Annotated in this window: 15 protein-coding genes; 3 read left to right on the plus strand and 12 right to left on the minus strand. The window is 62.6% G+C overall.

Annotation, left to right across the window (positions count from 1 at the left end):
• Window positions 1-136: 136 nt before the first annotated feature.
• From parC to FHS49_RS10230, 4 genes are all read right to left on the minus strand, one after another.
• On the minus strand, window positions 137-2,386 hold the full coding sequence (gene parC / locus FHS49_RS10220) for a DNA topoisomerase IV subunit A (RefSeq protein ID WP_184018052.1): 2,250 nt from the start codon (window positions 2,384-2,386) through the stop codon (window positions 137-139).
• A gap of 70 nt (window positions 2,387-2,456) precedes the next feature.
• Window positions 2,457-3,125, minus strand: coding sequence for a sigma-70 family RNA polymerase sigma factor (locus FHS49_RS10225; RefSeq protein WP_425502680.1), 669 nt, complete (start codon window positions 3,123-3,125; stop codon window positions 2,457-2,459).
• 102 nt (window positions 3,126-3,227) lie between these two features.
• On the minus strand, window positions 3,228-3,359 hold the full coding sequence (locus tag FHS49_RS19835) for a hypothetical protein (RefSeq protein WP_281397064.1): 132 nt from the start codon (window positions 3,357-3,359) through the stop codon (window positions 3,228-3,230).
• 103 nt (window positions 3,360-3,462) lie between these two features.
• Window positions 3,463-4,257, minus strand: a complete 795-nt coding sequence (locus FHS49_RS10230) for a response regulator (protein ID WP_184018054.1) — start codon at window positions 4,255-4,257, stop codon at window positions 3,463-3,465.
• A 171-nt stretch (window positions 4,258-4,428) separates the two neighbouring features.
• On the opposite strand from FHS49_RS10230, the gene FHS49_RS10235 reads away from it, so the two are divergent.
• The 3 genes from FHS49_RS10235 to FHS49_RS10245 all read left to right on the plus strand — a co-directional run bounded on the left by FHS49_RS10235 (window position 4,429) and on the right by FHS49_RS10245 (window position 6,727).
• Window positions 4,429-4,695 (plus strand): hypothetical protein, encoded by a 267-nt coding sequence (locus FHS49_RS10235; RefSeq protein WP_221240465.1) that lies wholly within the window; start codon window positions 4,429-4,431, stop codon window positions 4,693-4,695.
• 5 nt (window positions 4,696-4,700) lie between these two features.
• Window positions 4,701-6,314, plus strand: a complete 1,614-nt coding sequence (locus FHS49_RS19885; RefSeq protein ID WP_184018056.1) for a histidine kinase dimerization/phosphoacceptor domain -containing protein — start codon at window positions 4,701-4,703, stop codon at window positions 6,312-6,314.
• 284 nt (window positions 6,315-6,598) lie between these two features.
• Window positions 6,599-6,727: an entericidin A/B family lipoprotein gene (locus FHS49_RS10245; RefSeq protein WP_184018058.1), complete on the plus strand. Its 129-nt coding sequence runs from the start codon at window positions 6,599-6,601 to the stop codon at window positions 6,725-6,727.
• Window positions 6,728-6,782: 55 nt separating this feature from the next.
• On the opposite strand, the gene tatC is transcribed toward FHS49_RS10245, so the two are convergent.
• The 8 genes from tatC to argS all read right to left on the minus strand — a co-directional run bounded on the left by tatC (window position 6,783) and on the right by argS (window position 13,469).
• Window positions 6,783-7,571: a twin-arginine translocase subunit TatC gene (gene tatC / locus FHS49_RS10250; protein WP_184018060.1), complete on the minus strand. Its 789-nt coding sequence runs from the start codon at window positions 7,569-7,571 to the stop codon at window positions 6,783-6,785.
• On the minus strand, window positions 7,568-8,014 hold the full coding sequence (gene tatB, locus FHS49_RS10255) for a Sec-independent protein translocase protein TatB (RefSeq protein ID WP_184018062.1): 447 nt from the start codon (window positions 8,012-8,014) through the stop codon (window positions 7,568-7,570). The genes tatC and tatB overlap by 4 nt, the downstream gene beginning before the upstream one ends.
• A gap of 138 nt (window positions 8,015-8,152) precedes the next feature.
• Window positions 8,153-8,389 (minus strand): twin-arginine translocase TatA/TatE family subunit, encoded by a 237-nt coding sequence (locus tag FHS49_RS10260; RefSeq protein WP_184018064.1) that lies wholly within the window; start codon window positions 8,387-8,389, stop codon window positions 8,153-8,155.
• A gap of 91 nt (window positions 8,390-8,480) precedes the next feature.
• A complete protein-coding gene (scpB, locus tag FHS49_RS10265) occupies window positions 8,481-9,074 on the minus strand; it encodes an SMC-Scp complex subunit ScpB (RefSeq protein WP_184018066.1) in 594 nt (197 codons plus the stop codon).
• Window positions 9,071-9,835, minus strand: coding sequence for a segregation and condensation protein A (locus tag FHS49_RS10270; RefSeq protein ID WP_184018068.1), 765 nt, complete (start codon window positions 9,833-9,835; stop codon window positions 9,071-9,073). Before FHS49_RS10270 ends, scpB begins: the two co-directional genes overlap by 4 nt.
• Before the next feature lie 142 nt (window positions 9,836-9,977).
• Window positions 9,978-10,988 (minus strand): beta-N-acetylhexosaminidase, encoded by a 1,011-nt coding sequence (nagZ, locus tag FHS49_RS10275; protein ID WP_184018070.1) that lies wholly within the window; start codon window positions 10,986-10,988, stop codon window positions 9,978-9,980.
• A 16-nt stretch (window positions 10,989-11,004) separates the two neighbouring features.
• Window positions 11,005-11,742 (minus strand): SPOR domain-containing protein, encoded by a 738-nt coding sequence (locus tag FHS49_RS10280; RefSeq protein WP_184018072.1) that lies wholly within the window; start codon window positions 11,740-11,742, stop codon window positions 11,005-11,007.
• Complete coding sequence (gene argS, locus FHS49_RS10285) at window positions 11,742-13,469, minus strand: arginine--tRNA ligase (RefSeq protein WP_184018074.1); 1,728 nt, start codon at window positions 13,467-13,469, stop codon at window positions 11,742-11,744. Before argS ends, FHS49_RS10280 begins: the two co-directional genes overlap by 1 nt.
• Between the last annotated feature and the right edge of the window lie 43 nt (window positions 13,470-13,512).

Below are 13,512 nucleotides of genomic sequence, written 5' to 3' on the forward strand. Positions count from 1 at the left end.
TGAGCGCGCGCGCGGTGGGGATGCCCGCCCTGCGGTTCGACGGTCGCGCCGCTCTGGTTTGGGTTTTCGCGACCATGGGGCTTGGCCATAAAGCGAATTAGGTAAATTCTTTGTAAAACCAATGATGTGAACGGGATCAACCGAAGCGGTTATCCCGCGGAAATCCGGTGGGCGGCATACGTCCGGCCGCGCCGCGCGCGACTCTCCACAATGTTAAATCGCTTTCGGTCCGCGTGCGGCCGCTATCCCCGCCCATGGCCCAGCTCAAGCCGTCCTCGAACCGGAAGGCGATGGCATCGCTCAGGCCGCCATCGCGATATTTCTGCAGCGCCACACCCTGCCCGCGCCCCATTTCCGGCAGTTCATTCAGCGGGAACACCACCAGCTTGCGATTATCCCCGATCGCCGCGACGTAATCGGCACTGGCCGGGATCGACCGCACGATCTTCAGCTTGGCACCGGGGCGCACGTTCACAAGCTGCCTCCCCTTGCGGGTTTCGGCCACGGCATCCGCCATCGTCGCCACGAAACCGCGCCCGTCCGATGACGCCAGCAGCAATTTGCCCCCGGCCGTGGCGGGCAGCAGGTTCACGATGCCCAGTTCTGCGTCCATATCGATCAGCAGTCTTACCGGCTCCCCGAAGCCGCGCCCACCGGGCAGCTTGTCACTGGCCAGCGTATAGAAACGGCCATTGTCGGCCGCGAGCAGCAATTTGTCCGTGGTCTGCGCGTGAAAGGCATAGGCCGGGCCATCACCCTCCTTGAACTTCAGCGCATCCGCCGATCCCAGATCGCTATGCCCCTTCATGGCACGGATCCAGCCGCGCTGGGACATGATGACAGTGATCGGCTCGCGCTCGATCATCGCTTCGAGCGGGATTTCCCGCGCCGGGCCGGCTTCCTCGATCGCCGTGCGGCGTTTGCCGAGCGCGGTTTCCGGGCCATAGCGTTCGCGCAGCGCCGCCAGATCCTTTTTGAGCCGGGTGCGCTGCCGCGCGGGGCTGTCGATCAGCGCGGCGAGACTCTTGCGCTCTTCATCCAGACTGTCCCGCTCCTTGCGGATTTCCATTTCCTCCAGCTTGCGCAAAGACCGCAGCCGCATATTCAGGATCGCCTCGGCCTGGCGGTCCGTCAGCCCGAATTCGGCCATCATCACGGCCTTGGGCTCATCCTCATAGCGGATGATCTCGATCACCCGATCCAGGTTGAGGAAGGCGATCAGATAGCCGTCGAGCAGCTCGATCCGGTCATCGATCTTGGACAGGCGATGCTGTGATCGCCGGACGAGGACTTCGATCTGATGCGCCAGCCATGCGGTCAGCACATCCTTCAGGCTCATCACGCGCGGCGTGCGATTGGCGTCCAGCACGTTCAGATTGAGCGAGATGCGCGTTTCAAGCTCGGTCAGCCGGAACAGGCTTTCCATCAGCATGTCGGGATCGATCGTGCGGCTGCGCGGCTCCAGCACGATGCGGATTTCCGCATCCGATTCATCGCGCACATCGGCCAGGATCGGCAATTTCTTGTCGTTGATCAGCGCCGCGATCTGCTCGATCAGCTTGGACTTGCCCACCTGATACGGAATCTCGGTGACAACCGCGACCCAGGTGCCGCGTCCCTCATCCTGCTTTTCCCAGCGCGATCGCACGCGGAAACCGCCCCGCCCGGTGGCGTAGGCCTCGGCGATCGAGGCGGCGCTATCCACCACGACGCCGCCGGTCGGAAAATCCGGGCCTTTGACGAATTGCACGAGTTGCGCATTGTCGGCCTCGGGCTGATCGATCAGCAACATCGATGCGTCGATCAGTTCAGCCACATTGTGCGGCGGGATGCTGGTCGCCATGCCCACCGCGATGCCCGTCGCGCCATTGGCCAGAAGATTGGGAAACAGCCCGGGAAAAACCTCCGGCTCTTCCTCTTCGCCATTATATGTCAGCCGGTAATCGACCGTGCCTTCGTCCAGCCCGGCCATCAGATCATTGGCCGCCAGCGTCAGCCGCGCCTCGGTATAGCGCATGGCTGCGGCGTTATCGCCATCGACATTGCCAAAATTGCCTTGGCCGTCGACCAACGGATAGCGCAGCGAGAAAGTCTGGGCGAGGCGGACCATCGCGTCATAGACCGACTGGTCGCCATGCGGATGATATTTGCCGATCACGTCACCCACGACGCGCGCGCATTTCTTATACCCGCTCGCCGGATCGAGCTTGAGCAACCGCATCGCCCAGAGCAGGCGGCGATGCACGGGTTTCAGACCATCACGGACATCGGGCAAGGATCGCGCGGTGATCGTCGACAGCGCATAGACCAGATACCGCTGCGAGAGCGCGGTATCGAAAGGAGCGTCAATGATCTGCTTATTGGGATCGATGGGGTCGGTGGCCATTCAGCCGCGATAGCAGCGCGGAATCGGGGTGGCGAGGGGCAAAATCCCCACGCTCGCGATCCACGTCGGTTCACCGGTCCCGGCTGAGTTCTTCCACCTGTTCCATGATCGTATCGAGCGCGGTGCGATTGGGATCAGCCTCATGCTCGCTGCGCGGGCCGAGCGAATTATCGTTCATGATCTGCTCCAGCGCGACGCGCCCGCGCGCCACGCGGCTCTTGATCGTGCCCACCGCGACACCACAGATATCGGCGGCTTCCTCATAAGCGAAGCCACCGGCGCCCACGAGGATCAGAGCCTCGCGTTGCGGCTGGGGCAGCATCAGCAACGCGCGCTGCATATCGGCAAGTTCGACATGCCGATCCTGGCTGGCCGGGGCCGCAAGAATCTTGTCTGCAGTCAGATCGTCCCACTCGCCCTTGAACCGCGCGCGCCGCATCTGGGAGAGATAGAGATTGCGCAAAATGATGAAGGTCCAGGCGCGCATGTTGGTGCCCGCCTGAAAGCGCAGGCGCGCCGCCCAGGCCTTCATCAGCGTTTCCTGCACCAGATCATCCGCGAGATCGGCATTGCCCGAGAGCGATCGCCCGAAAGCGCGCAAATGCGGGATCACCGCGCCAAGCTCTTTCTTGAACTCGTCGTCACTCAGCGAGACATGTTCGACGACTTCCTGGATTTCATCCTCGTCGTCGTCAAAATCGTCCGGTCTCGGCGTATCGGAAGAAATCTGTGTCATCATTACCCCAACCCGCGGGACGAACAAAACCGGCGAAGGCGCTGATTGTGAAACTAGCACCCGAACCTCCTTGCAGCCAATAAAATCAAGACAGCGCGCGTGCGACTACCAGGCCAGAATGATCGCGAAGATCACGATCACGGCCACCAGGGACACGCCCAGGATATAACGCGTCATGTGCGGGGTCGCCCCTGCACGCGCATCCTCTGTCGAGATGTGGATTTCCTCGTCGCTCATGATCTGCGGTCCCGCTTGTTGTTTATACGCATCGGATGGGGAAACGCCCCGCCGCGCCAACAAGTTCCGTCACTGCAACGGATGGAACCGCAAAGATATGAGTTCAGGCCGGCACCGTAGCCGAATCGAAGAACAGGGCCTGAGCGATGGCGGCTTTCACCGTCGAGCGCTGAAAAGGCTTGGTGATCAGGAAGGTCGGCTCCGGACGTTCGCCGGTCAGCAGACGCTCTGGAAACGCCGTGATGAAGATCACGGGCACGCTGAATTCGGCCAGGATATCCTTCACCGCGTCGATTCCGCTGCTATCGTCGGCAAGCTGGATATCGGCCAGCACCAGGCCCGGTCGCTTCGCCCGCGCCAACGCCACGGCCTCATCACGCGTCACGGCGACGCCGGTCACTTCATGACCCAGATCGCGCACGATCGTTTCGATATCCATCGCAATGATCGGCTCATCCTCGATGATCAGCACGTCCGCGCGGGTCTGGCGCTCGATCTCGACCAGCGCTTCATTCACCAGCGCTTCGACCTCAGCGGTCTCGGCTTCGATCAGATAGGCCGTGTCTTCGGGCGTGAAGCCTTCCATCGCCGTCAGCAGCAGCGCCTGACGGGACAGCGGCGTGATCCGCGAGAGACGCGCCTGGGCGATCGCTTCGGGCTGATGAACGCCCTCGTCGATCAGATCGGGCTCCATATTGGCCGGCGACCAGATCGCGTGAAAGGTGCGGTAGAGACCAAGCCGCGGATCGACATCGCGCGGAAACTGATCCGGCGCATCAACAATCGCTTCCAGCGTGGCGCGGACATAGGCATCGCCGTGGCCCTGGCTGCCGGTGAGCGCGCGGGCATAGCGGCGCAAGAAGGGAAGATGCGGTGCCAGTTGTTGACCAAGCGACATTTATTCATTGCTCCTAATCTGTCGCGCCGTGATGGGCGGACGGAAGGATCAAAGCAACCCCCCTGCTCCCCGCACCCCGACGCTGAAAAAACACTTGCGCAACGGTGGGAACAAACGAGTGAGTTTTTTGTTTCATGCGCGGGACACGAAATATAACGTGTGCCGCATGGCATGATGTTCGCCGTCGCGAGCGAGCATGGGGTCATGCCCTGTTTTGGGTCTGCAAGCGCATATGCGCAGGGGGAAGAATGTCCAGTGTCTAACGGTAAGACCAATAAGAGCGCCGCACATTCGACGCGCCCCTCTGCCAAAAAGCCCTCGTCTCGCCCGTCGGAAAAAGACAGCGATGTCGGCACGGCGCTGCGTAACATTTATCAAAGGACCATCGACGAGACAGTGCCTCAGGAAATGCTCGATCTGCTCGGCAAGCTCGGCTGAGATCAGTGACAATCGACGCCAAGCAGGCCGCCACGGATGATCCGCTGGCGCGCGAAGGGCGTTTCGCCCGGTTTTCGACCGGGTTCAAGCTGTTCCTGATCCTCAGCCTGGCGCTGCTGCCGCTGGGTCTGATCGCTTTTTTCGCCACGCTCCAATCCAGCCGCACGGCGGATTTGGAACGCCGCGCGCAGGTTCGTATCGCGCTGACGGAAAGCACTCGCAAGATCGCCACCACCATTGCCGGAGACATGGCGACGCTGAGCGTGGCCATGAAATCAGTGATCGACCGGCCCGACGATCCTACGATCTGTCCGCGCATCACTGAAATCATCGCGGCACAAGGCGGAGAAGCAACTCCCTTTGCCATCTTCGGCCCGGCTTCGGAACCCGTCTGCCGCGCGGGTGCCATCGCCGTATTGCGCCCCAGCACTTTGCCGCTCGATCCCAATACCCCCGATGATCTCGAGATCGATGAAGAGGGGCTGACGATCACGGTGCGCAGCGCCAGTGCGTCCGTCGTAAGCGTGCTGCATTATCCGCGCGCGCTGCTCACCAAATTGGCCACGCCGGGCGGTTTCGATATCGATCACAGTTTCGTCCTGCTGGATCAGGACGAACGCACTGCGTTGACCGAGCGCAGCATCGGCGGCGGCATGGCGGGATCGGATACATTGTCCGCACCCATCGGCACCACGGGGATGACGGCCGAAATCAACGTGGCGCGGCAGGATTTCAGCGCGGCGGAAATTCTCGCCATCCTGCTGCCCTTGATCATGTGGGCGTCGGCCGCCGCCATCGGCTGGGCGGTGGTGGACCGGCTGCTGATCAGGCCGCTCAAGCTGCTCGAACGCGATGTATCGGCCTATCGACCCGGTGAAATCGTCGATTCGCTGGCGGGCATGACGACCCCCGCCTTCGAACTGCGCCAACTTGCGAACACTTTTCACACGATCACCGAGCGGATCTCGCTGCATGAAGGCGAGCTTGCCGAAGGGCTGGCGCGGCAGACCCGGCTGACGCGCGAGGTCCATCACCGCGTGAAAAACAATCTCCAGGTGGTGGCCAGCCTGATCAATCTGCACGCGCGCGGCGTGGACAATCCCGAGGTGGCGCGCGCCTATGGCTCGATCCAGCGCCGCGTCGATGCGCTCGCTGTGGTGCACCGCAATCATTTCGCCGAACTTGAGGACAATCGCGGCGTCGGCTTGCGCCCGCTGATCGGCGAACTGGCACAGGGGCTGCGCGCTTCGGTGTCGGAAGGGATGACGGGGCCGACGATGGCGCTCGATATCCAGCCCGTTTATGTGAGTCAGGATGTCGCCGTGCCGGTGTCGTTCCTGCTCACCGAACTGTTCGAGCTGGCGATGACGGCATTGCCCGATGCGCGCGTGGCGATCAGTCTCGCCGCCTCCGTGCCGGGCAAGGCGCGGCTCGAAGTGCGGTCTGACGCCCTGATCGGATCCCCGGCGCTGATGGCGGGCCTTGAAGGCCGCTATGGCCGCGTGCTCGAAGGCTTGTCCCGCCAGCTCCGTTCCCCCTTCGACCGCGATCTCGAAAACGGCGTGTTTGCGCTGGAAATCCCGATCGTCGCACAGGATGATGTAGGGTCAGGCGACTGAAAACTAACAATTATTGCGGTTGAAAAAATAAAATAAAATAATCCTCTTTTTCAAGGAACCTTCAGAACCCTTGCTTGTTTTATACTTCGGATAGCGACCTTTTGCCCCCCCGCTCTCGCTATCCAAGACACGGGCTCGGACTTGCTAACCCCCTCCCCCCCGGTGGCAAGTCCGAGCCCATTTTCTTTTATTTCCAGATATTTCGTTGCGGAACCGATTCGCTTTTCAAACATTTGGAAAGGGGTGGCATCGCTTTGGTGCGCCGCTGATTTCGGAGATATCCTATGGTTCGCAAATATCTGGCCCTGGCCCTTGTCGCCAGCTCGCTCCTCGTCACCGCTTGCAACACCGTCAAGGGTGCTGGTCGCGACGTTGAATCCGTCGGCCAGGCTGGTTCGGAAGTGATCAACTAAAACCGGCTTATTCAGCCGATGCAAAGCCCGTCTCTCCCCGGAGAGGCGGGCTTTTCTATGCGTCGGTCGATGGCGTGATTGCGGTGGATTCCGAAGCCGAAGCCTTGGCGCGCCGCTTCTCGGTGATCCAGATCGTTACCAGCGTGAGCTCATAGAGCAGCACCAGCGGGATCGCGAGCATAAGCTGGGAGACGACATCAGGCGGCGTGAAGATCGCCGCGATCACGAACGCAACCACCACCATATAGCGCCGCAGCCCGATCAACTGGGTGCGGGTGACGATTCCGGCGCGCTCCAGCAGCATGATCAAAACCGGCATCAGGAAAGCGACGCCGAAAGCCATGATGAACTGCATCGTGAAGGACAGATAATTGCCGACCGCAGGCAGCGCTTCCTGCTCGATCCCGCCCAGATCGCCCTGATAGCTGAGCAGGAATTTAAGGGCCATCGGGATGGCGAAATAATAGGCCAGAGACGCGCCTGCGATGAACAGGATCGGCGTGGCAAACAGGAAGGGCAGCAGTGCCCGCTTTTCCTTGCGATACAGGCCAGGCGCCACGAACAGCCAGATTTGCGTGGCGATCACGGGAAAGGCGATCATCGCAGCCGCGAACAGCGCCACCTTCACCTGAACGAAAAACGCCTCGAATACCTGGGTGTAGATGATCTTGCCCTGCCCGGCCTGCACCAGCGGCTGCACCAGGAAGGAAAAGATCGGGGATGCAAAATAAAAGCAGACCAGAAACGCCACGAGCAGCGCGCTCACGGCCCAGAGCATCCGGCGACGCAGCTCGATCAGATGATCGAGCAAAGGCGCGCGGCTGTCGTCAATCTCTTCGCTCATGCCTTTTTCGTCCGCTTTGGCTTGGGCGCGCCCTCGGGGAGCGGCATGGGCAACATGGCCGGCGCATCCGGGGCCGCGGGGGCCGATGCCGCTGTCGCGGCCATCACGACAGGTTCGGATGGGATCGGGGCGATCGCGTCCTCCACGGGTTCAGGCACCACCACCAGATCGGGCGCAGGATCGGCAATTGTATCCGCGGGGGGATCAGCGGGATGTTCGCTCATGATGCGCGCATTTTCCTCGCGCCACTTCTTTTCCATTTCCTCAAGCTCGGCTTCGCGCACCATCGTATCGAAACCGGCGCGAAAATGCCGCGCCACGCCGCGCGCCCGGCCGACCCAATGGCCCACCACGCGCATCGCCTTAGGAAGATCCTTGGGGCCGATCACCAGCAGGGCGACGACCGCGCACAGCAGCAATTCGGTAGGGGCAATATCGAACATACAGGTCGGCGACCCTTAAAAGCCGTGAGGTGAAGCACCGTTACCCTGAACTTGCCGAAGGGCTTCCCTTTTTCTTTCCCAAGTGAAGAAAGATAAGGGCTTCGACAGGTTCAGCCTGAACGGACCGGGGCGCGTCGCTTAATTGACGTCCTTGCTCACGGGCGCTGGATCGACCACCGGATCCGCCGTCCGCTGGCCTTCGATGCGCGGCGCGACGATCGGCTTGGGCGATTCCTCTTCCTCGGCCATGCCCTTCTTGAAGCTCTTTATGCCCTTGGCGACATCGCCCATCATGTCGGAAAAGCGGCCTTTCCCGAACAGCAGCATCACGATGATGCCGACGATCAGCCAATGCCAGATGCTCAGACTACCCATTTAATTTCTCCTCGATGCAGGACATGCGCGAAAGCGAAGCGGGCGCTTTGGGGCAGGATCGTGCAAGAATGATGACAATCATAAACTCTATCTAGTCGCTATCGCCGGCGCTTTCCAGTTCGGCTTGCTCCGTATCCAAATCGAGCATGGCGATATCGATCGGATCCAGCAGACCTGCCGCACGCAGATCGTCAATGCCCGGCAGATCCTTGCGGCTCTCCAACCCGAAATGCGCCAGGAAATCAGGGGTCGTGGCATAGATGAGCGGTCGTCCCGGCACTTCGCGGCGGCCCGCCGGGCGCACCCATCCGGCCTCCATCAAAACGTCCAGCGTGCCCTTGGAAATCTGCACGCCGCGGATCGCCTCGATCTCCGCGCGGCTCACGGGCTCGTGATAGGCGATGATCGCCAGAGTCTCTATGCCCGCGCGACTCAGCTTTTTGGGCTCTTCGCGCTCGCGCCGCAGGATATGCGCCAGATCGGGTGCGGTCTGGAACAGCCAGCGCCCGCCCCGCTCCACCAGTTCCACACCGCGCCCGGCATAATCCTGCCGCAGAGTCTCCAGCGCGCGCTTCACATCCGCGTCCGCGCCGATATGCGCGCGCAGTTCGTTCAGGGCCAGCGGTTCCTCGGCGGCGAACAAGGCCGCCTCGACGGCGCGGGCCAGATCATCGGGCGGGTTCATGCGGTGGCCCTCAGATAGAGCGGCGCGAAAGCGTCATTCTGTTTCAGATGCACCTTTCCCTGCCGCGCCAGTTCAAGCGCCGCGACGAAGCTGGAGGCGAGCGCCGAACGGTGCAGCGGGCCTTCCAGCCCCTCGGGCAGAAATCGGCCGATCTCCGCCCAGTCGATCATCTCGCCGATCAACCGCTCCACGCGTTGGAGCGCGGCGTCCAGCGTCATGACGGGACGGCGCGAGACATGGTGATAGGCCGGTGCCGTGCGCGCCTTGATCTGGCCATAAGCGGAGATCAGCGCGAAGAGATCGGCCTGCCACAGGCTCTTGCGCACCGTCCGCAACCCTTCCGGTTCACCACGCGGGAAGACGTCGCGGCCCAGCCGGTCCCGCCCCATCAGCCGCGCCCCCGCCTCGCGCATGGCGTTCAGCCGTTGCAGCCGAAGCTGGAGTCTCAGCGCCAGTTCCTCGGGACTGGGATCCACCGTCTCGTCGCGCGGCAGCAACAGGCAGGATTTGAGATAGGCCAGCCAGGCCGCCATCACCAGATAATCCGCCGCAATCTCCAGCTTCAAAGCCTTGGCTTCATTCAGGAAATTCAGATATTGCTCGACCAGCGCCAAGATCGAGATTTCGCGCAGATCCACCTTCTGCACGCGCGCGAGCGACAGCAGCAGATCGAGCGGCCCCTCCCACCCATCCAGGTTGAGCGTCAGCGTATCGCCACCCCATTCGGGGGAATCTTCGAAAAGCGCGTCCTGCTGGATCATGGGCCGTTTATGCACCGCTGCCGGGACGAGTCGAGACTACACATGCGCTAAAATGAATCCGTTTGTCCCGAGCGAAGTCGAGGGACGTGGTGCAGGGGACAGACGTCCCTCGACTTCGCTCGGGACAGGCGGTGACACGGGGTCACGCATAACCCAGCAAAGCATCTCGCTTGCCGGCCAGTGCCGCATAATCGCCCGGTGGCCTCTCGTCCGTCACCCCGGCCATCGCCCGCTCCAGCCTTGCCAGCGACACCGCGCTCATATCGTCCAGCGCCTCCGCGATCTGGGCCATCTCGTCAAACCGGCCCCAGCAATCCAGCGCCGCATCACAGCCTGCCGCGACCACGCCCGCGGCCTTTTCGGCCGGCGTGCCGGAGAGCGCCTTCATGTCGATATCGTCGGACATCAAGAATCCGTCAAAGCCGATCCGCCCGCGAATGATCTCCTCGATCACGCGCGGGGAGAGGCTGGCGGGGCGGTCCTTGTCCCACGCGGTGTAGACCACATGCGCGGTCATCCCCATCGGCGCAGTCTTCAAGGTCTTGAACGGCGCGAGATCGCTTTCCAGCTCCGCGTCAGACGCGGTGACAACGGGCAATTCCAGATGGCTGTCCGCCATCGCGCGGCCATGACCGGGCATATGCTTCACCACGCCGACGCAGCCGCCCCGCTTCAATCCATCCAGCACCGCGCGGCCCAGCGCCGCGACGCGCATCGGATCCGTGCCAAAGGCGCGGTCCCCGATGATGTCATTCGCGCCGGGCTGACGCACATCCAGCAACGGCAGGCAATCCACCGTGACGCCCGCTTGCCGGAGCGTGATCGCAATCGCCTCCGCATTGGCGCGCGCCGCCTCGATCGCCGACGCCGGCGCGACATCATAAAGCGCCCCGAAGGGGGCACCCGCCGGCGGGAAGGCGGGCCAGAACGGCGGCTGCATCCGCGCGACACGACCGCCTTCCTGATCGATCAGGATCGGCAGATTTTGGCGGCCGTCCAGCGCGCGTAATGAGTCCGTCAGCGCACGGAGCTGATCCGGATCGCCGACGTTGCGCTTGAACAGGATATAGCCCGCCGGCCGTGCCGCCGCAAACAGCGCACGCTCGTCCACGGTCAGCGTCAGGCCGGAAAGGCCGAAGATGACCGGCTTCATCGCGCGTGTGCCCCGCTTATTGGACGAGACAGGTTTCGCCCGCCGCCTTCAGCTTGCCGCAAAGCGCCGAAGCCGCCGCGCCTGATCCGGCATCGGTGCGCAAGCGATAGACGGTGCCGCTTGCGCCGGGAACGGGAACAACAATCTTGGAAAAAGGCGCAAGATAGTTGAAGCGCTTGGTGAGATTGGCCCAGACCTGATTGGCCTTGGCCTCCGTCCCAAAGGCACCAAACTGCACCTGACTGCCGCGCGCGCCGGACGCCACGGGCGCGGCAACGGGCCGGGTTGCGACGGGCGCAGCCAGCTTGCCAGCATCGGCCACCTTGGTGCTGACGGCTGCCGCGGGCGGCGTCACCGGCTTGGCGACCACGGGGGCTGGCTTGGTGACGGCCACGGGTGCTTCGGGCAGCGCATTGGTGTCGATCTGCGCGCCGCCTTCCGCGCCGTCGCTGGTGGCAAAGGCGGCGTCGCCCTGCCCTTCCACCTTCATGCCGCCGGCATCGTCGGGCTTCACCTTATAGTCACCCGCAGGCGCAGCGATCACGGCGCCATCCCCTTCGGTGCTGCTGCCGCGATTCTTGAGCCAATAAGCCCCGCCGACGACAAGGCCGAGCAGGATCAGGGCGATGATCAGCCCGCCGATGAGCTTACCCGAATTGATGCCGCTTTCGGGATCTTCATCCTCCACGGCCTCCAGCCAGGGCAGGCGATCCTCATCACGCAAATTCAGTCCGTCGCGATCCACATCCGTCATCACTGCATCTCCTCGACGGCGGCCACCCCCATAATGGCCAATCCGTTAACGATAATCTGCCCGATCGCATTGGCAAGAAAAAGCCGTGCGCAGGTTGTCGGGGCGTCGTTTGCCAGCAGGAAACGCCGTTCGGGCCTATCATTGCCCAAATTCCACAGCGCATGGAAGGCCGCAGCGAGATCACCCAGATAAAAGGCCACGCGATGCGGCTCGCGGCTGAGCGCCGCCGCTTCCACGATGCGCGGGAATTGCGCGGCCAGCTTCACCACCGCGAGATCCTCGGCGTCAAGCAGCGACAGGTCCACCGCACCGCACACGATGCCAGCCTCGGCCGCCTTGCGATTGACCGAACGGATGCGCGCATGGGCATATTGGACGTAGAAGACCGGATTGTCCTTCGACGCCTCCACCACCTTGGCGAAATCGAAATCCATCTGCGCATCGGCCTTGCGGGTGAGCATGGTGAAGCGCACGACATCCTTGCCCACTTCCTCCACCACATCGGCCAGCGTGACGAAATTGCCCGACCGCTTGGACATTTTCACGGGCTCGCCATCGCGCAGCAGGCGTACCATCTGCACCAATTTCACATCGAAGCGCGTCTTGCCATGGGTCAGCGCGGCCACAGCCGCCTGGATGCGCTTCACCGTGCCGGCATGATCCGCACCCCAGATGTCGATCAATTCGTCGGCGTTCTGGGCTTTCTGATAATGATAGGCCAAATCCGCGCCGAAATAAGTCCAATGGCCATCGGACTTTCTGATCGGACGATCCTGATCGTCGCCAAATTGAGTCGAGCGGAACAGCGGGAGTTCCACCGGCTCCCAATCTTCCACAGTCTGGCCCTTGGGCCGCTCAAGCACGCCATCATAGACCAGATCGCGCGACCGCAATTCGGCCTCCGCCGCCTCGGGCTTTCCCGCCGCCTGCAATTCGGCTTCCGACGAAAACAGATCATGATGGATGCCCAGCAGCGCCAGATCGTCCTTGATCATCACGATCATCGCCGCAACCGCACGGGTGCGGAACAGCGCCAGCCATTCGCCTTCAGGCGCGGCAACGTAGGTGTCGCCAAACTCCTGAGCCAGCGCCTGGCCAACCGGCACCAGATAATCGCCCGGATACAGACCCTCGGGGATCTCGCCCACCGCTTCGCCCAGCGCTTCGCGATACCGCACATGCGCCGAACGCCCGAGCACATCGACCTGCCCGCCCGCATCATTCACATAATATTCGCGGATCACCGTATTGCCCGCATATTCGAGCAGGCTCGCCAGCGCATCGCCCACCACCGCACCACGGCAATGGCCCATGTGCATCGGCCCCGTGGGATTGGCGGAGACATATTCGATATTGACGGTGATGCCCCGGCCCTGATCCGAACGGCCATAATCGCCCGCTGCATCGGCAATGGCCTGAAGCTCGCCGCGCCATGCGCTCTCGGCCAGCCGCAGATTGATGAAGCCCGGTCCCGCAATCTCTGCGGATACCACCTCGTCGATCGCGCCCAGCCCGGCGGCGATCTTTTCGGCCAGCGCGCGCGGGTTGGTACCCGCGGGCTTGGCGAGCACCATGGCCGCATTGGTCGAGAGATCGCCATGGGATGGATCCCGCGGCGGCTCCACGGTCACATTGCGGCGCTCCAGCCCCTCGGGCAAGTCTCCGGCGGCAACAAGGCTATCGAGCACGGCATCGATATGCGCGGCAAAACGGGCGTAAAGGGTCACACAATGGGCTTTCGACAAAATGAAGCGCGCCAATAGCGGACTT

The sequence above is a fragment of the Sphingobium boeckii genome (assembly GCF_014199215.1).
Lineage (GTDB): Bacteria > Pseudomonadota > Alphaproteobacteria > Sphingomonadales > Sphingomonadaceae > Sphingobium_A > Sphingobium_A boeckii.